The 18,845-nt window shown below is 69.2% G+C and carries 18 protein-coding genes and 1 pseudogene; 8 read left to right on the forward strand and 11 right to left on the reverse strand.

What is annotated here, in order from left to right:
- Positions 1-63: 63 nt before the first annotated feature.
- Positions 64-1,524 (reverse strand): IMP dehydrogenase, encoded by a 1,461-nt coding sequence (guaB, locus tag VGC56_RS18920; RefSeq protein ID WP_464127405.1) that lies wholly within the window; start codon positions 1,522-1,524, stop codon positions 64-66.
- Between the two features lie 81 nt (positions 1,525-1,605).
- Positions 1,606-3,108, reverse strand: coding sequence for a hypothetical protein (locus VGC56_RS18925; RefSeq protein ID WP_464127406.1), 1,503 nt, complete (start codon positions 3,106-3,108; stop codon positions 1,606-1,608).
- A gap of 90 nt (positions 3,109-3,198) precedes the next feature.
- On the opposite strand from VGC56_RS18925, the gene VGC56_RS18930 reads away from it, so the two are divergent.
- Positions 3,199-3,603: a hypothetical protein gene (locus VGC56_RS18930; RefSeq protein ID WP_464127408.1), complete on the forward strand. Its 405-nt coding sequence runs from the start codon at positions 3,199-3,201 to the stop codon at positions 3,601-3,603.
- 128 nt (positions 3,604-3,731) lie between these two features.
- On the opposite strand, the gene VGC56_RS18935 is transcribed toward VGC56_RS18930, so the two are convergent.
- Complete coding sequence (locus VGC56_RS18935; protein WP_464127409.1) at positions 3,732-5,543, reverse strand: DUF885 domain-containing protein; 1,812 nt, start codon at positions 5,541-5,543, stop codon at positions 3,732-3,734.
- Between the two features lie 79 nt (positions 5,544-5,622).
- The gene (locus tag VGC56_RS18940) at positions 5,623-6,432 is read right to left on the reverse strand and encodes an HpcH/HpaI aldolase/citrate lyase family protein (protein ID WP_464127411.1); all 810 of its coding nucleotides are present in this window, start codon (positions 6,430-6,432) and stop codon (positions 5,623-5,625) included.
- A 73-nt stretch (positions 6,433-6,505) separates the two neighbouring features.
- Here VGC56_RS18940 and VGC56_RS18945 point away from each other — a divergent pair, with 73 nt between their 5' ends.
- The 4 genes from VGC56_RS18945 (at position 6,506) to VGC56_RS18960 (ending at position 10,093) form a co-directional block, all read left to right on the forward strand.
- A complete protein-coding gene (locus VGC56_RS18945) occupies positions 6,506-7,492 on the forward strand; it encodes an SPFH domain-containing protein (protein ID WP_464127413.1) in 987 nt (328 codons plus the stop codon).
- Positions 7,489-7,953, forward strand: coding sequence for an NfeD family protein (locus VGC56_RS18950; RefSeq protein WP_464127414.1), 465 nt, complete (start codon positions 7,489-7,491; stop codon positions 7,951-7,953). The genes VGC56_RS18945 and VGC56_RS18950 overlap by 4 nt, the downstream gene beginning before the upstream one ends.
- Before the next feature lie 218 nt (positions 7,954-8,171).
- Positions 8,172-9,122: an RcnB family protein gene (locus tag VGC56_RS18955; protein ID WP_464127415.1), complete on the forward strand. Its 951-nt coding sequence runs from the start codon at positions 8,172-8,174 to the stop codon at positions 9,120-9,122.
- Positions 9,123-9,160: 38 nt separating this feature from the next.
- Complete coding sequence (locus VGC56_RS18960; protein ID WP_464127416.1) at positions 9,161-10,093, forward strand: hypothetical protein; 933 nt, start codon at positions 9,161-9,163, stop codon at positions 10,091-10,093.
- A 210-nt stretch (positions 10,094-10,303) separates the two neighbouring features.
- Here VGC56_RS18960 and VGC56_RS18965 read toward each other — a convergent pair.
- Positions 10,304-10,537 (reverse strand): annotated as a pseudogene (locus VGC56_RS18965) (DUF2171 domain-containing protein); the annotation flags it as partial.
- A gap of 193 nt (positions 10,538-10,730) precedes the next feature.
- Between VGC56_RS18965 and VGC56_RS18970 the strand changes: the two are divergent.
- Positions 10,731-11,408 (forward strand): PilZ domain-containing protein, encoded by a 678-nt coding sequence (locus VGC56_RS18970; protein ID WP_464127418.1) that lies wholly within the window; start codon positions 10,731-10,733, stop codon positions 11,406-11,408.
- Here the strand turns inward: VGC56_RS18970 and VGC56_RS18975 are convergent.
- A complete protein-coding gene (locus tag VGC56_RS18975; RefSeq protein ID WP_464127419.1) occupies positions 11,397-12,437 on the reverse strand; it encodes an AraC family transcriptional regulator in 1,041 nt (346 codons plus the stop codon). The genes VGC56_RS18970 and VGC56_RS18975 overlap by 12 nt on opposite strands.
- A gap of 184 nt (positions 12,438-12,621) precedes the next feature.
- On the opposite strand from VGC56_RS18975, the gene VGC56_RS18980 reads away from it, so the two are divergent.
- Positions 12,622-13,275, forward strand: coding sequence for a response regulator transcription factor (locus VGC56_RS18980; protein ID WP_464127421.1), 654 nt, complete (start codon positions 12,622-12,624; stop codon positions 13,273-13,275).
- A 48-nt stretch (positions 13,276-13,323) separates the two neighbouring features.
- Here VGC56_RS18980 and VGC56_RS18985 read toward each other — a convergent pair whose 3' ends face one another.
- The 5 genes from VGC56_RS18985 to VGC56_RS19005 form a co-directional block, all read right to left on the reverse strand.
- Positions 13,324-13,989 carry a dihydrofolate reductase family protein gene (locus VGC56_RS18985; RefSeq protein ID WP_464127423.1) on the reverse strand — a complete coding sequence of 222 codons (666 nt, stop codon included), beginning with the start codon at positions 13,987-13,989 and terminating at the stop codon, positions 13,324-13,326.
- Positions 13,990-14,061: 72 nt separating this feature from the next.
- The gene (locus tag VGC56_RS18990) at positions 14,062-14,526 is read right to left on the reverse strand and encodes a hypothetical protein (protein ID WP_464127424.1); all 465 of its coding nucleotides are present in this window, start codon (positions 14,524-14,526) and stop codon (positions 14,062-14,064) included.
- 30 nt (positions 14,527-14,556) lie between these two features.
- Positions 14,557-15,510 carry an ornithine cyclodeaminase family protein gene (locus VGC56_RS18995; protein WP_464127426.1) on the reverse strand — a complete coding sequence of 318 codons (954 nt, stop codon included), beginning with the start codon at positions 15,508-15,510 and terminating at the stop codon, positions 14,557-14,559.
- Positions 15,507-16,634, reverse strand: a complete 1,128-nt coding sequence (locus tag VGC56_RS19000) for a dipeptidase (RefSeq protein WP_464127428.1) — start codon at positions 16,632-16,634, stop codon at positions 15,507-15,509. Before VGC56_RS19000 ends, VGC56_RS18995 begins: the two co-directional genes overlap by 4 nt.
- Positions 16,627-17,958, reverse strand: coding sequence for an amidohydrolase family protein (locus VGC56_RS19005; protein ID WP_464127430.1), 1,332 nt, complete (start codon positions 17,956-17,958; stop codon positions 16,627-16,629). The genes VGC56_RS19000 and VGC56_RS19005 overlap by 8 nt, the downstream gene beginning before the upstream one ends.
- Positions 17,959-18,077: 119 nt before the next feature.
- On the opposite strand from VGC56_RS19005, the gene VGC56_RS19010 reads away from it, so the two are divergent.
- Positions 18,078-18,527, forward strand: a complete 450-nt coding sequence (locus VGC56_RS19010; RefSeq protein ID WP_464127431.1) for a TM2 domain-containing protein — start codon at positions 18,078-18,080, stop codon at positions 18,525-18,527.
- Positions 18,528-18,845 lie beyond the last annotated feature (318 nt).

Raw genomic sequence — 18,845 nt, forward strand, 5'->3', positions numbered from 1 at the left:
AAGCGAAGCAATCCAGCCGTGTCAACCGGATTGCTTCAGCGCCCCGTATTGCTGATGTTGCGCCTACACGCCGCCCGGATAGTTCGGGGCTTCGCGCGTGATGGTGACGTCGTGGACGTGGCTTTCGCGCAGGCCCGCGCCGGTGATGCGGACGAACTGGGCCTTGTCGTGCAGGTCCTTCATGTCCTTTGCACCAACATATCCCATCGCGGCGCGCAGGCCGCCGGCGAGCTGGTGCATGACGTTGCCGACCGGACCCTTGTAAGGCACCTGGCCCTCGATGCCTTCGGGCACGAGCTTGAGCGTGTCCTTGATGTCCTGCTGGAAGTAGCGGTCAGCCGAGCCGCGCGCCATCGCGCCGACAGACCCCATGCCGCGATAGGCCTTGTAGGAGCGGCCCTGCCACAAGAACACTTCGCCCGGCGTCTCGTCGGTGCCGGCGAGCAGCGAGCCGACCATCGCGATGTCGGCACCGGCAGCGAGCGCTTTGGCGAGGTCACCGGAGAACTTGATACCGCCGTCGGCGATGACGGGGATGTCGGACTTCTTCGCCGCCTCGACCGCATCCATGATCGCGGTGAGCTGGGGAACGCCGACGCCGGCGACGATGCGCGTGGTGCAGATCGAGCCCGGGCCGATGCCGACCTTGATGCAATCCGCGCCCGCATCGATCAGCGCCTGCGCGCCCTCCGAGGTCGCGACGTTGCCGGCAACGACCTGCACGGAATTGGACAGGCGCTTGATGCGGTTGACCGCATGGAGCACGTGACGGGAATGGCCGTGTGCGGTGTCGACCACGACGAGATCGACGCCTGCATCGATCAGCCGCTCGGTGCGCTCGAAGCCGCTATCACCGACCGTGGTGGCGGCGGCGACGCGGAGGCGGCCCTGCGCATCCTTGCAGGCCAAGGGATGGGCGACCGCCTTCTCCATGTCCTTCACGGTGATCAGGCCGACGCAGCGATATTGCTCGTCGACCACGAGCAGCTTTTCGATACGATGCTGGTGCAGCATCCGCCGCGCCTCGTCCTGGCTGACATTCTCGCGCACGGTGACGAGACCTTCATGCGTCATCAGCTCGGAGATTTTTTGCTGGCGGTCGGTGGCGAAGCGGACGTCGCGGTTGGTGAGGATGCCGACCAGCCGCCCGTCGCGCTCCGTCACCGGCACGCCGGAGATATTGTAGCGCTCCATCAGCTCGCGCGCCTCGGCGAGCGTCTGGTCGGGGCGGATGGTGTGCGGGTTGACCACCATGCCGCTCTCGAAGCGCTTCACCGCCCGCACCGCCGCCGCCTGCTCCTCGGTCGAGAGGTTGCGGTGCAAGACACCCATGCCGCCCAATTGCGCCATGACGATCGCCATGTCCGCCTCGGTCACCGTGTCCATGGCCGAGGAGAGGATCGGGATGTTGAGCCCGATCTCCTTCGTCACCCGCGTCCGCGTATCGGCCTGGCTCGGCAGCACGGTCGACGGACCGGGCTTCAGCAGCACGTCGTCGAAGGTCAGGCCGAGCGGGATGTCCATGAAAGCGCCTCGTCGGGGAATCGCGGGCCCTCGCCTATAGGAAGGGGGCGCGACGTGCGCCAGTGGCGCCTCGTCAAGCCGTTACAGATCGCCTTCCTGGAAGGGGATGCGGCGAATTCCGCCGGCCTTGGCGATCGCCGCCTTCACGTCCGCTCGCGTCTTGAGCATCGCCAGCTTCGCGCCGAAGCTGGGCGGTAAGGTTGCCGGCGACGGATCGTAATCGCTGAGCGTCTGCAGCATGCGAACGCGCCGGTTGGGATCCTCGAGGCCGCGGATGAAGAAAGCGGCCGCGTCGTCCATTCGGCCGACACAAAGGTCGAGAAGGCCGAGCGCCTCAGGATGATCGTCCGGGTGCGCCCTGGCAAAAGCGATGTCTGCCGCCGCGGCCTCATCGTGGTGGGCCGCCGCGTTCGCGCAGCCGCGGGCGAGGTGCATTTCGAGGATCCCGTACGGACTCGCCTTGCGCGCCGGGTCGTCGAACGGGGCAAGCGTCTTCAATGCCTCTTCCGGATGACCGAAACGGACCTGGAGGTGGGCGAGATTGATGATTTGGCTGACATTGGCCGAGCCCTGCTCGGGGAGAGCCGCGCCGATGACGAATGCCTTCGCCGCATCGTCGTAGAGGCCGAGGGCTTCGCTGGCGCGGGCGATCTCGTCCCACGCCCAGGGCAGCTTCCTGTTGGCGTCTGTGAAGGCCGTCGCGAGGTCCGTCCGCGCCACGACTGGCCGCATCAGCGCCAACGCTTCCTTCGGCCGTCCGAGGCGCCGCAGTTCGGCCGAGGCGGCGACGATGGGCCCGAGCCGGTCCGGATGCCTGTCCGCCAAGGCGCGATAGTGCGCGAGCGATTGCTCGGCCGCCGCCCGCAGGTCGAAGTTCTTGGGGAGGAGCGGCGCGACCCGTGGATCGAACAGCGCGTCCAAGAGGACATAGGGATCGATCAGCGTCGCAAGAATCGCCCGCGCCCCGGTCGTGTCCCCCTCTTCGGCGAGCACCTCCGCGAAGGTTTCCTGGAACGACTGCGTCTCGCCCATCGATTCATCGGGCGCGTACGTGTCGGAGGCAAGCAGCTTGAGGAGACGCTTGCGCTCGGCCTTGAGGCCGGCTTTCTTCATCTCCTCGTCAAGGCGGTAGAGCCATTGCATCGGCGCGGAGTTGAGGGCGGCGCCGCGTCCTTGCGTCATCGCCTCGACGGTCGCAACCGCGGCGGCATATTTCTTCGCTTCCAGCTCCAGATAGAGGCGCAGGTGCCACAGCCCGTCCGGGCTCTCGTCGAAGCCGGTGCCGCGGAGGGCATGGGCGTAGGCGGAGTCCCTGGATCCGGTCTCGAAGGCGCATTGGGCGACGACGCCTTCGAGCACCGCCTCGAGCTTTGCCTCGAGCCTGCCGTGCCGCGACTTGAGCACGCCCTCGCCCAGGCTCAGCACCTTGCGGCAGTCGCCGGCGTCGTTCGCGGCGTCGATCGCTGTCAGGGTCTCGGCAAGCTGGCGATCCTGAGTCGCGGGGGCGGCGGCGCCCGCCGCGGCAGCGCCGGCAAGCAGCACGACCCCGGCAAAGGCACGTCCGAACCAGGTGCGAATCCCCACGGCGATCTCCCTTCGTCCCTGCTTGTACAGGCGCTCCCAAAGGCGGCAATACGGCGCGACACAGGCATTGGCGTCGGCTAGAAGCGGCGCATGACCAAGTCCGCTACCGATGTGATGCAGGAAGTCCTCTACGCCGCCGTCGTCGATGCGATCGGGGCGATGAAGGCGGCTTCCAAGGGCGTGCCCAACACCCTGCTGCGCGACCTCAACGCGATCCACGCGAACACGGCGGCGGCCGACCTGCCCGCCGAACTGCAGGCGAGCCTGCAGGCCAGCGTCCGCGCAGCGTTCACCAAATTCCTCAAGGACGGCTATTCGGTCGCGCCGACCGGCTCCGTCACGCCCCCGCCGCGCAGTGCGCCGCCCGTGCGCCGCGACGCACCTCGCCCACAGGGCCGGCCCGGCGGCGGCCATCGTCCGGCGGGCGACCGGCCGGGACCCGGCGGCGGCCGGCGGCCGCCCCGTGGCGGCGGCCCCGGCCGCGGCCCGAAATAGGGGCGCAGTAGGGGATAGGGGACAGCCTGTCTGGCTGTCCCCGTTCCACCGCGCGAAGGGCACAATTAGATAGACTGTCCCCAGTTCGTCCCGGGTGGCGGGGACAGTCAAATAGACTGTCCCCGGTGTTACGCCCGCACCTCGGCCCGCGCCCTTTCCTCCACCCGCCGCTCGAGGATGGTCAGCGGCATGGCGCCGTCCTTCAGCACTTCGTGGAAGCGCTTGACGTCGAAGCGGGCGCCGAGGATCGATTTCGCTTTCTCGCGCGCCCGGGTCCACGCCATGTGGCCGACCTTGTAGCTGCACGCCTGCCCCGCCTGGGTGCAGTAGCGCTCGACCTCGCGCTGCGAGCGCGGCCGGGCGAAGCCGGTGGTCTTGACCAGGTAATCGGTCGCCTGCTCGCGGCTCCAGCGCTTGGTGTGGATGCCGGTGTCGACGACCAGCCGCGCCGCGCGGAACAGGAAGGACTGCAGGTAGCCCGCCCGCTCCAGCGGCGTCCGGTAGGCGCCGAGCTCGTCGGCGAGCTGCTCGGCATAGAGCGCCCAGCCTTCCGAATAGGCGCTGAAGAAGCCCATCTTCCGAAGCGTCGGGATGTCCTTCGATTCCTGGGCGAGGCTGATCTGGAGGTGATGGCCCGGCACGCCCTCGTGATAGGTGAGCGAGGGCAGCGAATATTTCGGCCAGTCGCCCACGTCCTTCAAATTGATGAAGTAGATGGCCGGCCGGGAGCCGTCGAGCGAGGCGCGGTTATAATAGCCGTTCGACGCGCCGTCCTGGATCTCCACCGGCACCGCCCGGATCTCCAGCGGCGCGTTCGGCAAGGTTGCGAAATCCTGCGGCAGGCGCGCGTACATGTCGCGGATGCCGGCATTGAGGCTGGCGATCAGCGCGGTGCGCCCTTCTGCCGTGTTCGGGTAGAGCTGCGCCGGATCGACGTTGAGCCGCGCCAGCCGCTCGCCGACCGTGCCGTTCCGGTATCCGTTGGCGGAAAGGATCTTGTCGAGCGCGGCGCTGATCTCGGCCACCTGCGCCAGACCCATGCGGTGGACCTCGTCCGGCGAGAAATTGGTGGTCGTCGCCTGCTCGAGCGCGGCGGCGTAGATCGCCTCGCCCTGCGGCAGCCGCCAGACGCCGTCGCCGGGGCGGCTGGTCGGCCGCAGCCCGCGGATGAGGGCGATCTGCCGGTCGAGCGCCGGGTAGATGCGCGTCTGGACGATGCGGGCGGCGCGGCCCTGCCAGTCGCCGGGGATGCTCTTCGCGCGGGCGCGGGTGACGAGCGACTGGACGATGGAGCTGGTCGCCGCCGGCTGGCTCCTGAGCTTCTCCATCTGCTGCAGCGTCAGGTCGAGCGACCAGCCCGGCGCGAGGAAGCCGCGCGCGGCTTCGGCCTTCTGCACCGCACTGTCCTGGTCGAGCGCCGTCGCGAAGGCGTCGAGCCGGGACAGATAGGCCTCCGCGTCCTCGGCGCCGGCGATGGTGTGGGCGGTGTTGAGGAAGTCCGGCACCGAGAAGTAGGAGCCGCCCTGCTGGAAGATACGGTAGGGCCGGATCGCGCTGTCGATATGGAAGCGCTCGGGCGCCACCGTCTGCCCGGTCAGGGAATAGCGCACCACTTCGAGGTTGAGCCGCGCGGCCGGCGACAGCGTCTTGGGATCGAACGCGGCAAGCCGGGCCAGCGCCTGCTTCGTCACCCCAAGCTGGCGCTCCCGCTCCTCCGCCGTGCGGTCGGAGAGCCGCCCCTTCAGCGCCGCCCCCGGCCCCTTGTCGAGGCCAAGCGAGCTCGCCAGCTCGGGCGAGCGCGCCACCGCCCGGCGGAAGATCTCGTCGAACGCGGCGTTGAGTTCTGCGTCGCCCGACCCCGCCTGCGCGAGCGCGTCCGCTGGGAGCATGGTTAGCCCAATCGCGGACGCACCCGTGGCGATGAAAGTACGACGGTCCATGCGAAAACTCCCCGAAAAATCCTGTAGCGACGCGCTGCTTAGGACGGCGAAGCCGCCGCGCGCAACGCCGTCAACGCCGTCAACGCCGCGCCCGCGCCAGCAGGAAGCGCGCCTGGGCGACGTGCATCTTTTCGATCATCTCGCCTTCATAGCGCTCGGCCCCACCCGACGCCGCGGCGATCAGGCGCTCGGCGGCGGCGATCTCCGCCTCGCTCGGACCGAAGGCGCGGTGGGCGGCCTCGATCTGGCTCGGGTGGATGAGCGATTTGCCGTCGAAGCCGAAGCTCCGCCCCTCCTCGCATTCCTGGACGAACCCCGCATCGGCCTCGAGCTTGTTGTAGACCCCGTCGAAGCAGGCGATCCCCGCGGCCCGCGCCGCCAGCACCACATTCTGCAGCGCCGTGCGCAGCGCCGGACGGTTGTGCGTTCCCGGCCGCAGCCCGAGGTCGGCGGCAAGGTCGTTGGTGCCGGCGATGAGAGCCGCCGAGTCGCGGGCGATGTCGCCGGCGTGGAGGACGCCCGCCGCGGTTTCGATCATCGCCAGCATCGGGTGCTCGGTGAGGCGCTCCGCATCGTGCATCTCCTGCCGGCTGCGCACCCGCGGCAGCACGATATAGTCCGCCCGGCAGCGCCGCATCGCGATGGCGTCGGCCCCGAACCAGTCGCTGCCGACCGAATTGACCCGGATCGCAGTGACCGAGTCGCCGAACCCCTCGTTCGCCGCCGCGACCGCGGCACGGCGCGCCGTCTCCTTGTCGGCCGGCTTCACCGCATCCTCGAGGTCGAGCACCACCATGTCGGGCCGAAGCTCCCGCGCCTTCTCAATGGCGCGCGGATTGGAGGCGGGGAGGAACAGGACGGAGCGGCAGAGGCGGAGGCGCTGGGGCATGCATCCGAATCTGCTTGGAACCGGCCCCTTTTGTCTAGATGATATTCACATGGCCCATGGGAGGGGCTGGGGCATGACGACAATCCTGACGACCATCCTGCTGATCGCGCTGCTGGTGATCCTGGTGCTGTTCTCCGGCATCAAGATCGTGCGGCAGGGCTATCATTACACGATCGAGCATTTCGGCCGCTTCACGGTGGTCGCGCGCCCGGGCTTCAATTTCTACCTGCCCTTCTTCTACCGGGTCGGCCGCAAGGTGAACATGATGGAGCAGGTGCTCGACATTCCGGGGCAGGAGATCATCACCAAGGACAATGCCATGGTGGCGGTCGACGGGGTGGTGTTCTTCCAGGTGCTCGACGCCGCCAAGGCCGCCTACGAAGTCTCCGACCTCTACACCGCGATCCTGCAGCTCTCGACCACCAACCTGCGCACCGTCATGGGCTCGATGGACCTCGACGAGACCTTGTCGAAGCGCGACGAGATCAACGCGCGGCTGCTCAACGTCGTCGATCACGCCACCGAGGCCTGGGGGGTCAAGATCACCCGCGTCGAAGTGCGCGACATCCGCCCGCCGGCAGACATCGTCAATGCGATGGGCCGCCAGATGAAGGCGGAGCGCGAAAAGCGCGCGAACATCCTCGAGGCCGAGGGCATGCGCGCCTCGGCCATCCTCAAGGCCGAAGGCGAGAAGCAGTCGCAGATCCTCCAGGCGGAAGGCACGCGCGAGGCCGCCTTCCGCAGCGCCGAGGCCCGCGAGCGCGCCGCCCAGGCCGAAGCCACCGCGACCAAGCTCGTCTCCGACGCCATCGAGGGCGGGTCCAGCCAGGCGATCAACTATTTCGTCGCCCAGAAATATGTCGAGGCGATCGGCATGTTCGCCCGCTCGCCCAACGCCAAGACGATCCTCTTCCCGATGGAGGCATCGGCGCTGGTTGGGACCCTGGGCGGGATCGGCGAGCTTGCGAAGGAGGCGTTCGGAAGCGGCGCCGGCAGCACCACGTCGGCCCGTCCGCCTGAGCCCGGCGCGCCGCCGCCGCGGGGCACCGCCCTCAAGTGACCGGCCCAGACGCCCATTGGGTCTGGCTCGGGATCGCCGCCGCGCTGGCGATCTTCGAGCTGATCGTGCCGGGCGTCTTCCTCATCTGGATCGCCCTCGCCGCCGCGGGGACGAGCGTTCTCGCCTTGCTGACCGGCATCGCCTTGCCGTTCCAGGTGATGCTGTTCGCGATCCTGTCGATGGCGTCGGTCTATGCCGGCCGCCGCTGGTACGCCGCGCATGCGGTCGACAGCGACGACCCCTTCCTCAACGACCGCGCCGCCCGCCTCGTCGGCACGCGCGTCACCGTCGTCGCAGCGATCCGCGACGGCGAGGGCCGGGTCCGGGTCGGCGACAGCGTCTGGACCTGCCGCGGCCCCGATTGCGAAGAAGGCGCCGCCGTCCGAATCACCGGCTGCCAAGGCAATTCGCTGCGGGTCGAGCCGGAAGCGGTGCCGCTGCTGCAGCCAAAGGCCGATTGAGCCGGCGCGGCAGGAATTCTCTCGATTTCGGACACAGTCGCCCGCTGCGCTCCGCCGCGAGCGCTTGACAGCGAGCGGAACAAGGCGAACTTTCCGCGGCTTCCGGCCCATGGGACGGGCAGCAGCCCCTCCTCAGCTTGACCGGTCGTGTTTGTAGCGTCGCGTGCGGTGTCGCCGGAAGAGCTGTCGCTCGCACCCGGCCTGGGGGAGACGACGCGATGACGAGAACGATCTGGCTCTGCATGGCAGCGGCACTCGCGCTGACGGCATCGTCCGCCGCCGCGTCGGACAAGTGCAAGAACGGCAAATGCCCCCCCGCGCAAAACGCGCCGCAGCGCCCGGCGCAGCGACCGCAGGGCCAGCAGCGGCCCCAGATTCAGCAGCGGCCGCAGGTCATGCAACATCCGCAGGTCCTGCAACATCCGCAGGTCATGCAACATCCGCAGGTCTACCAGCATCCGCAGGTCTACCAGCATCCGCAGGTCTCCCAGCATCCGCAGGTCTCCCAGCATCCGCAGGCCGTCCAGCACCAGCCTTTCTACCGTCCCCCGCCGCCCGGCACGGCGAACCGTCCAGCCTACCGTCCGAACCCGTCTTATCCCGTTCAATCCGGCGCCCGACCGAAAACGTTCGGCCAGACGCCGGTGGGAACCTACCCGAAGCGGCCATATAGTCAGCAGCCCGTCAATGCCCGCCCCGGCCCTCGCCCCGGCCAGATCGGCAATGAGTATAACGGCCACAAGTTCGGCGAGCACGCGGGCCGCCCTCTCCACGCCGGATCTCGGCCCGGTTATCATTACCCCGGCGCTGTCGCGCACAGCCGCACACGCTATTATTCGGTGCGGGGCCACCGCTACAGCGCCTACCGGGTCGGCCGCTACCGCTGGCCCCACGGCTACGCCTATCGCCGCTACGGGGTCGGCTATCGTTTGCCGTCCGTGTTCTGGCTGCCCGATTATTACATTTACGATTATTACAATTACGGCCTGGCGGCGCCGCCGCCGGGCCGGCAGTGGGTGCGTTACGGCTCCGACATGCTGCTCATCGACACCTACACCGGGCAGGTGGTCGACGTCGTCTACGGCGCCTTCGAGGAATCCGCCGACGTCCAGGACCCGCCGCCGGAGGACTATCCGGCCGACGACCCGAACGCGCCGCCACCTAATTAAGTGCGGTGCTCGCGCGCCGGCCAGATGTGGAGGGATGGATGATCAGGACGCTCGCCGCCGCCGCACTCGCCTTACTCCTCGCCGGCGCCGCGCTCGCCAATGGCGTCGAGGACGGCAATGCCGGGCTCGAGGCGCTGAACCGCGGCGACTACGACCTGGCCGTCCGCCTGTTCACCCGCGCGATCGCCGCCGCGGACCTCAACCCGGAAGACCGCGAGTTCGCCTTCGTCAATCGCGGCAGAGCCTATCTCGGCAAAAAGGCGTACAAGCTCGCCGCCGCCGACTTCCGCCAGGCCGGGCGGATGAAGCCGGGCGATGAGGACGCGCAGGAAGGCCTCCGTCTCGCGCTCGCCGGAGCCCGGGGCGACGCGGTCCGCCTGCCGCCGCGCGCGCCGAGCCAGGCGCAGCTGATCGCCCGCTGGGGAGCGATGGGGACGCTCGCCGGGAAATACTGGCTGTTGAGCGGCGGTAAGGGGCCGCAGATGTGGGCCCGTTATCAATGGCAGGAGCCGGGGCGGCTGCTCGCCTTCGACGGCAGCGACCGCAAGGGCCGCCCGGTCGCAGGTCAGTGCGCGCTCGACGCAGCCGCTTCCACCATCGCGTGCGCGACCAGCTACCAGGGCGCCACCTCCGACAGCGCCGTCGCACTGCAGGCCAATGGCTGGGAGGAAAGCCTCTCCGCCAATACCGCGCAAGTGCGCCAGAGCGTCAGCCGGGCCGGGCCCGACGCGTTTACGGTCACCACCCAAACCTACCGCAACGGCACCTGGACGACCGCCCCTGTGCTGAGCCTCGCCGCCGTCCCCGAAGAGACGATCGCGGCGCTCAAATGGAAGGCGCATAAGGGATCACCGTTCGTGCGGTTCCTCGGCGACCTCGGCAAGAGCCTGCTGGCCGTCACCGTCGCAGGAGCGCCCGACCAAGGCCAGGGGCAGGACCAAGGCGACCCGAACGCACCGCCGCCGCAATAAAGCGGCGGCGCCGGATCAGGCGCTTTGCTTGGTGGGACTCTTCCCGGCGGACGATTGGGAGCGGCTCTTGCCGTTCCCGCCCCTCCTGTTCGATCCGCGCAACAGGGCCGCTGCACCGACTCCCGCCGCCGTCGCGACCGCCGCCGCGGCGGCGCCGATGCCGATGTTGCGCCAGGTGAACAGCCCCTGCTCACCCAAGGCCGACCCGTCCTGCTCCTCCTCGAGCAAGGCGGCGTTCGCGCCGTTGGCGGAGAGCCGCACCTTGTCGCCCTCGATGTCGGCGACGAGGCCGACGCTGACATAATGGTGGTGGCCCTGATGCGAGCCGCTGTCGGCCTTGATCAGCTTGATGCGATCGCCCGAGACCGAGTCGACCGTGCCGACATGGACGCCGTCGGCCCCGATCACTTCCATATGCTCCCGAATGCGGCTGAGATCCGCCATCGCCCTTGCTCCTTCATGGTGTGGAATGGTTCTGAGCAGCAACGTCGCGGGACGGCGAAGGATGCACTGCACCGATCACACCGCGTAACGACGGGCCCGCGAGTACAGCAGCGCTACGGTAGGCCGCCGTAACGCGCAATTCATCCAGATTGGCGAGTTTCATGTCGTCGCTCCGACTCCGTGAAGGTGCCCCATGACCCGCATGCGATCGCCTCGAGCTATTGCCGCACTCGTTCCGCCGGGGCTCCTTCCCTCCTGTGAGCTTCGCCGGGAGCAGCGTCTCTGCACCCTGTTTCGAACGGCCAAGCTCGTAGCGGCTGCCGGCGAGACGCTCTGCCGGGTCCGGAACATCTCGCCCAACGGCTTCATGGCCGACGCCTGCCCCGCGCCGGCGATCGGGGACAGCGTCGCTCTGCAATTGTGCGAGGGGCGGAGCCACCCCGCCAAAATCGTGTGGGCGCAGGCCGATCGCTTCGGCGGCCAGTTCCTGGAAACGCAGTCGGTGCCCGGGATGATCGACGAAGCCTTCAGCAGCCCGCACCACCGCCACCGGGCGCTGCGCGTGGCCCCGAAAAACGCGGCCGCCACCATCCTCCACTCCGGCCAGGTGGCAAGAGCCTCGATCGTCAACATCTCCCAGACCGGAGTCTCGATATTCGGATTCGACCTCCTCCTCCCGGCCGGCACGCGGCGCGACGTGCAGGTGGAGATTGACGGGCTCGATCCGATGGCCGGCACCTTGTGCTGGGCCGCGGACGGCGCCGCGGGAATCCAGTTCAAGCGGCCGCTTTCCTTCGAGGCGCTTTCCCACTGGCTCTGGGCGACGTCACTCGCCGCAGGCCCGGACAGGCAAAGCGCGTCAGGCGCCTGAGCCCTCGGCGCCCGGCCGGTTCCGCAGCCGCCACGTCCGCGGCGGCTCGCCCGCCGACGCCGCGAACCAGCGGCTGAACGCCGCCGCCGAGGCATAGCCGGCGAGCAGCGCGACCTCGGTGACTGCCAAATCGGTATTCGCGAGGAGATCCCGCGCGACATTCCCGCGGATCGTTTCGACGAGGCCGGCAAATCGTAGTCCGGCCGCGCTTAGCTTTCGCTGGAGCGCGCGCGGGTGGATGGCGAGTTGCCCCGCCACCTTCGGCAGGGTCACCCCGCCGGCCGGAAGCAGGCCCCTGATCGCGGCGCCGGCCTGATCGGCGAGCGATGTCGTCGGCAGGTCGCGGGCGAGCAGGTCCACATAGCTTCGCGCATGCTCCACGAACTCGGGATCGGCCGAGGCATTCTCCCGGTCGAGCGACGCCGTCGGAATGACGAAGCCGTTGAAGCGCGCATTGAAGACCAGAGGGGCACGGAAAATCCGCTGGTGAACCCGCGCGTCGGCCGGTTCCGAATATTGGAAATGCACTTCGGCGGGATGCCACCCGCCGAATATCGCGCCGCCGAGGAACCGGCAGGTGAGCGCCATGCCGAGCTCGACGCCTTGTCGCTCCACCTCCGGGATGAAGGTGAGGACGATCCTCGTCTCCTCATCCTCGTCGACCAGCTCGAAATCGAGCGCCTGCGTCATCAGGCCTCGGTACGCGATCATCCGCCGGAGCACCGCGCGAAGATTGCGTTCGTGGCGCAGGAGCAGGCTGAGCGGCCCGAGGCTCGCGAAGCTGCGCAGCTCGGCAAGCCGCAGAGCGAAGGATTCGCAGCCGGACCTGAGGGCCGATTGGGTGAGCAACCGGCTGGCGGCGCTCGCCGGAATGCGGGTCTCGGCATCCTCCAGCAAGCCGGGGTCGATTCCCACCCCCCGGAGCATTTCGAACCCGTCGAGGCCGACCGACCGCGCCACTGCGACATAGTGCGTCAACGCGACAGCACGCACCTGCGGCACCTGTTCGGCGGGGTTCGACTGTGGCATCAACTGCTACGCGATTGTCGCGCTCCGCAAAGAGGACGGGAGCCGGCGAGGGTAGAAGCGGCTTCGAACCCGATCAACCCAAGGCTGCTCTATGCTCGCTCACCTCGCCTCGCCGTGGCCCTTCGCCGCGCCGGCGCTCCCGCTATCGGCCATCGGCCGCGGGGCCCCGGCTATCGGCACCTCGGTGCCCATTGCGCTACCCCGCAAGCCGGACTTTCCCGTCTACATCGTCGAGTCCGATCGCAACCTGAGGATCGGCCTGACGAGGGATCTGACGGCCGCCCGCTTCGCGGCGAGGCCCTTCTCGACGGCCGAAGACCTCGGCGCGGCGCTACCCGAGCTCGCCCCGGGCTGTGTCCTCGTCGACATTGCCGCCGCGCGCTGCCGGCCGGAGGGGCTGCGCGAAGGCGCGGGTGCGGAGGCGCTGCGCTTCCCGACGATCCTGCTCTTTTCCGATCTCGAGGAGCAGGATGCCGTCGCCGCGGTCCGTCTGGGCGCGGCCGACCTTTTGCGTCGGCCGGTACCCCTCGACGAGCTCATAGCCGCGCTCCGCCGTGCTGCCCCTAAGGTCCGGCAGCTTGGGACGCGCCGCGCCGCGGAGCGTGCGAAGGCGGCGGTCGACACCCTGACGCCGCGGCAGCGCCAGGTGATGGAGTGCATGATGCTCGGCCTCTCGAACAAGGACATGGCGAGGACGCTCGGCATCAGCTTCCGCACCGTCGAGATGCATCGCGCCCGCCTCCAGCACCGGCTTTCCGTCGGGTCGCTGACCGAACTCCTCACCCTGGCCTGGAGCGCCCGGGGGGCGGACGCGGATTGGGCCGCGTCGGAGCGTTAGGATTCAGCCCCGGGTCGGGCCACGCTTATCGGCTTCGGGTAGCCGGGATCACCAGCTGCCCTCCGCCACACGTCTTTGGCGCTCCACTTCCGGGGCGCTCGGCTCCGGCGGCGAGAAGCTGCCGGTTTCGACGCGGCCCGTGGGTTCGTAGGTCGCAATGATCGACCCTGCCGGGGTCACCTCATGCTCGACCATGCGGAGCGACGACGCAGGGGTCCCCTCGCCAAGGAGACGCTTGCCGATGCCGATCAGGACCGGGAAGGTCATTAACACCAACTGGTCGAGCAGGCCCGCGGCGAGCAGCTGGGGACAGAGAGTCGACGAGCCCTGGATGACGAGGTCGGGCCCGGCAGTCCGCTTCACCGCCGCGATGGCTTCCACGTCGGCGAGCCGCTCGCTGTTCCGCCACGACAAAGGCTGGTCGCCGGTCGTAACGACATATTTCGTCGCGCGGTCGAACGGGTCGCGGATGGCCTTTTCGTCGTCGGAGGCGAACGGCCAATAGGCGGCGAAGATGTCGTAGGTGCGGCGGCCGAGCAGCAGGTCGAAATCGCCGCCGAACAGCCGGTCAATGCGTTTGCCGACGGCTTCGTCGAAGATCGGCGCGAGCCAGCCGCCGTAGGAAAATCCTCCGGTCGGGTCCTCCGTCGGCGCCCCTGGCGCCTGCATCACCCCATCCAGCGAGACGAAGGCGGCACCGATGATCGTGCGCATGAAAATTCCTTCCGGAAGAACAGTGTATCGGGCGGAAGCGGGATTTGCACCCGATCCTATGGCCGTGAGGCGTTAGTGCGCCGGGCAATGCCGCGCCGGGGTCAGCCGGACGTTGCGGTAGGTAAGGCGCGCGCGGCGGGTCCGGTCCTCGGTCGAGATAGTCGCGTGTCCGCCGAAGGTCGCCGGCTCCACCCCAGTCGCGTCGCGAATGTCGGCCCGCTGCACGGGACCGGAAAGCGTCACCAGCACGAATGCGCGCAATTCCACCGGACTCCCGTGACGGAACCAGGTCGCGCCCTGGCTGCCCGCGCCGGAAAGCTCGCCGTCGGGCGTGGCGCCGCCTCCCGCCTTGATCCGCCAGCCGGAAGGAATGCGGCACACGGCGGCAAAATCGACGCCCCAGGTGTCGATCGAGAACCCCTCGATGCTTTCAGACGCCTTGAGCGCGATGCCGCCGACCGACAGGAGATAGGTCCGCGGATGGTCGACCTGAACGGGCGCGGCAGCGAGCGCCAGCGCGGCGAGGACAAGGTTCATCGTCTCTTCTCCAGTTTTCGCCACCGCCTCTCAAAAGGCGACGCTCGTGCCCCATCCTTCGGCCCGCGCCCGCTCGACCAGGTACCAGCCCGCGGCAAGGTCCTGGACGATCGAGCCCAGCGATTTGTACGCCGTGACGTCGTCGCGGCTCGTCCGGCCCCTGAGCGTTCCGGCGAACACTTCGCCGACCTCGCCGAGCAGATGGTCCTCGCCGATCACGCCTTCCTCCAGCGCCTTCAGGAACTCGGCGCCCTGGCGGCGGACGCCTTCTTCATGGTCGGCGAACAGGCGCGCCCTTTGGACGAGGGCGGTGTCGACTTCGACGGGGCCGGCGCGGCTCGAGCCGACGAGGTTGAGGTGGGTGCCGGGGCGGAGCCATTCGCCGCGCAGGATGGGCTCGGGCGACGCAGTGACGGTGCAGACGATGTCCGCCTCCGCCACGGCCGCCTCTGCCGTCGCAGCGGTGGCCCCGCCGACGTGCGCGGCGAGCGCTTCCGCCTTGTCCGGCGCGCGGCCCCAGATCGTCACGCGGTCGATCGGCCGCACGGCGCGGATCGCCTCGATGTGGCGCAGGGCCTGCTCGCCGGTGCCGAGGATGGCGAGGTAGCTCGAATCGTCGCGGGCGAGGGCGTCGGTGGCGGCGGCGGAGGCGGCGGCGGTGCGGATGCCGGTCAGCTCCGACGCGTCGAGAATCGCCGCGGGGGCGCCTGTCGCCGGGTCGAACAGCGCCACCACACCCTGGTGCGACGGCGCGCCGCTGTCGGCGGCGGGGAAGACGCTGATCAGCTTGGCGCCGAACGTCTCGTCCATCGCGCCCGGCATGACGCCGAAGGCGCGGCCGCCCTCCAGGTCCATGATCGCGCGCAGAAGCTGCTTCGTCCCCCCGGTCGAAAGGGCGATCATCGCCCGCCGCATCAGCGGGATGCAGGCGTCGTAGGAGAGGTGCGTGGCCACCTCCTCTCGCGAGATGACGAGCAGCGTCATCCCCACACCGCCCGCGCAAAGCCAAGGAAGTTCAATCCGAGGATCTTGTCGATCCGCCGCCCGGAATAACCGCGGCGGGCGAGGAGGCCGGCGAGCCGCTCGAACTGTCCCGGCCCCTGCAGGTCGAGGACGAGCGGCAGCGTGTCGGCATTCTCGCCGGGTGCGCCGATGCCGGCGGCGCGCCGCTGGGCGATCTGGCCGGCGACATGGCGGCGATAGGCGGCGAGGTCGTCGATCGCTGTGGTGCCGCCGTCGGTGCCGATGCCGACATGGTCCTCGCCGCAGACGTTCACGGCCTGGTCGATATGGGCGACGACGTCCTCCGCAGTCGCGCGGGAGGAGGCCGCTAAGAACGGCATGAAATATATTCCAATGAATCCGCCGCGAGCGGCCACTGTCCTGAGCTCCTCGTCGCTCTTGTTGCGGGGCACGTCGTTCAGGGCGCGGCAGCCGGTGTGGTTGATCGACACCGGCGCCGCCGAGGCTTGGGCAGCTTCGAGGCAGGTACGCTCGCCGCTGTGGGAGAGATCGACCATCAGCCGGTTCGCGTTGCACCGCGCGATGACTTCGCGGCCGAGCCTGGTCAGCGGCGTCCGCGCCGGCGCCACGGCCCCGCCGCCGAGCAGGTTCGCGGGATTATAGGTGAGCTGGACGACGCGCAGGCCGAGATCGGCGAACGTGTCGATCCGCTCGGCATGCTCGCCCACCATCGCGGCATTCTGGACGCCGTAGATGATTCCGATCCGACGCTCCCGCCGCGCCCGCACCAGATCGTCGGCGGTGAGCACCTGGGTGAGCTCGGCGCGGTGACGGCGCAGGCGCCAGTTCCAGACGCCGATCTCGCGTACCGTCTGCTCGAACGGATCGCCGCCGCCGGCGACATAGCCCAGGGTGACGTTGACCGCGCCCAGCCCCGACGCGCGGGCGTCGGCGAGGATGCGCGCCGACAGCGGCTTGCGCTCGGTCTCGCCGACGGCGTTCTTCTGGTCGGACTCGCTCCAGTCGTTGGGATCGGCAAGGCCGCCGAGCGCATTGACGATGAGCCGGCGAGGCGGAGGGGCCGGGGCCGCCCCCGCCACGGCGCTCGCCCCGGCCGCGGCAAGGAGGGTGCGCCGGTCAATCATCCTTCATCTCCTCCGGCCCGATCGGCCGATAGTCGGCGCGCGGATAGGCCCGCCCCCGCTTCACCGTCAGCACGACGCTGCGCATGTTGGCGAGGCTCTCCAGCGGGTTCCTGTCCAGCACCACCAGGTTCGCCAGCTTGCCCGCCGCGACGCTCCCCATCTCCCGCTCCTGCCGCAACGTGCGCGCACCGACGAGGGTGGCGGCCCGGATCGCCTGCAGCGGCGGCAGGCCTGCCGCCCCGAGCAACTCGATCTCGTCGAACAGCGACGGGTAGGCGGCGGCGCGCGGGCTGTCGCCGTCGGTGCCGGCCGAGATCGCCACCCCCGCCCGCCACGCCTGGTCGACCAGCCGCTCGGCGAGCTCCGTCGCGCCGCGCGGCGCCTCTCCCTTGCGCACCGCCTGCTTCTCGCGCTCGGCATAGACGCGGATGGTGGCGTCGAGGATCACGCCCCGCCGCCGCATCTCGCGAAACAGCGCCGCCATCGCCGCAGTGTCGCCCTGTGCGAACCTGGCGTAATCGATCGGGAAGCGATCCTGGTAGGATTGCGGGCGCCGGTCCATCGCCTGGTAGGCGAGATAGTTGATGTGGGAGACCGTCTCCGGTCCCGCCGCTACGACCTCGGCCGGGGTCGCCGGAAACACCATGCCGTGCGCCCACACCGCGAGCCCCTGCCGGTGCGCCTCCCCGGTCAGCCGCGCGACCAGCGAGGCGGAGAGGTTGGCGTATATCTTGAGCGCGATCGCCCCCGTTCCCTTCGCCCGCGCGATCGTGGCCGGGATGTCCGTCTTCTCGTCGACCGCCTGCATCCACGGCGCCGTGCCAGGCGCGAAGCCCTTCGAAGCGGCGGCGACGCGCGGATCGGCGAAGAAGCTCGGCCCCGCGACCAAAGCGGCGTAAGAGATTTCGGGCGCCGCGATCGCCCCGCTGCGGCCCATCGCATCGAGCGCCCGCACCTCGCGCACGTCGTCGGCCATGTCGCGGATCGCGGTGACGCCGGAATAGAGCTGGCGCCTGAGCAGGGCCAGGGCCTTCGCCCGCCCCGGCGGCGTCGCGATATGCTGGTGGCTGTCGATCAGCCCTGGCAGCAGATATTTGCCGGAGAGATCGACCACCCGCGCGCCGCGAAGCTGCCGCAGCGTCAGCGCGCGATCCCGCACCACCGAAGCGATCCGCTCCCCCGCCACCACCACCGCCATGTCCCGCCGCAGCGGCGCCCCGGTCCCGTCGATCAGCGCCGCGTGGCGATAGACGGTCCGCACCGCCGGCACCGGCGCCGCGGCGAGGGTGAGGAGCGAGGCGAGCAGCAGGGCGAGGATGCGCATTCCCCCACCCTGCCCGCCCGCGCCGCGCCTGCAAGGAAAAAGAGCGGCGCCCGCGGTCCTTCGCGATTGCAAAAGCGGCGGCGGGCGGCATGATGGGCCGCTCACGAAGGCGGGGTATTATGCGCGGACAGGTACTTGGGGTGGACACGCGGACCGGGGTCGGCATCGTCACCGGCGACGACGGCCGCCGCTACAGCTTCACCCCCACGGACTGGGCGCATCGCGGCGAGCCGGCCGTCGGCATGTATGTCGACTTCGAGACCAGCGACAACCGCGCCCTCACCATGTTCCCCGTACCCGGTATGCCCTCAGCCCAAACGGCGCCCGCCCCTGCCGTCCCGGACAACGACCGCAACAAATATGTCGCCGCCGCCCTCGCCTTCTTCCTCGGCACGCTGGGCGTCCACCGCTTCTACCTCGGCCGCACCGGCACCGGCATCGCCATGGTCGTCCTCACCTTGTCGGTCGCCGGGCTGCTGGTGTCGGTGCCGTGGGCGTTCATCGATATGATCCGCTACCTCGTCATGCCGGACCGCGAATTCGCCACCCGCTACGCCCGGGCGGGCTGAGCCCGCAGGCGACCTCGGCCTTCAATGCCCCGAAGAGGACGAGCTCGAGCTGGAGCCGTTCGAGAAGCTGAAGCTGAAGCTGCTGCTCGTGCTGATGCTCGTGCTGCTGCTGAAGCTCACCGAATAGCTGACGCTGTTGCTCGAGCTGTTCGACACCGATGTCGTGCAAGTGGCGGGCGGCGGCGGCGGACAAACCGGCGCACAGACCGCCTGGCACCCATGATGGTACCCCCGCCCCCCGGCGACCAGACCAAGCTCTTCGCTCCTCAATGCACGCATCGTCACTCTCCCTTTCGATCGCCGCCCGCCAGGAATGGC

This window comes from Allosphingosinicella sp., assembly GCF_036403745.1.
Taxonomy (GTDB): domain Bacteria; phylum Pseudomonadota; class Alphaproteobacteria; order Sphingomonadales; family Sphingomonadaceae; genus Allosphingosinicella.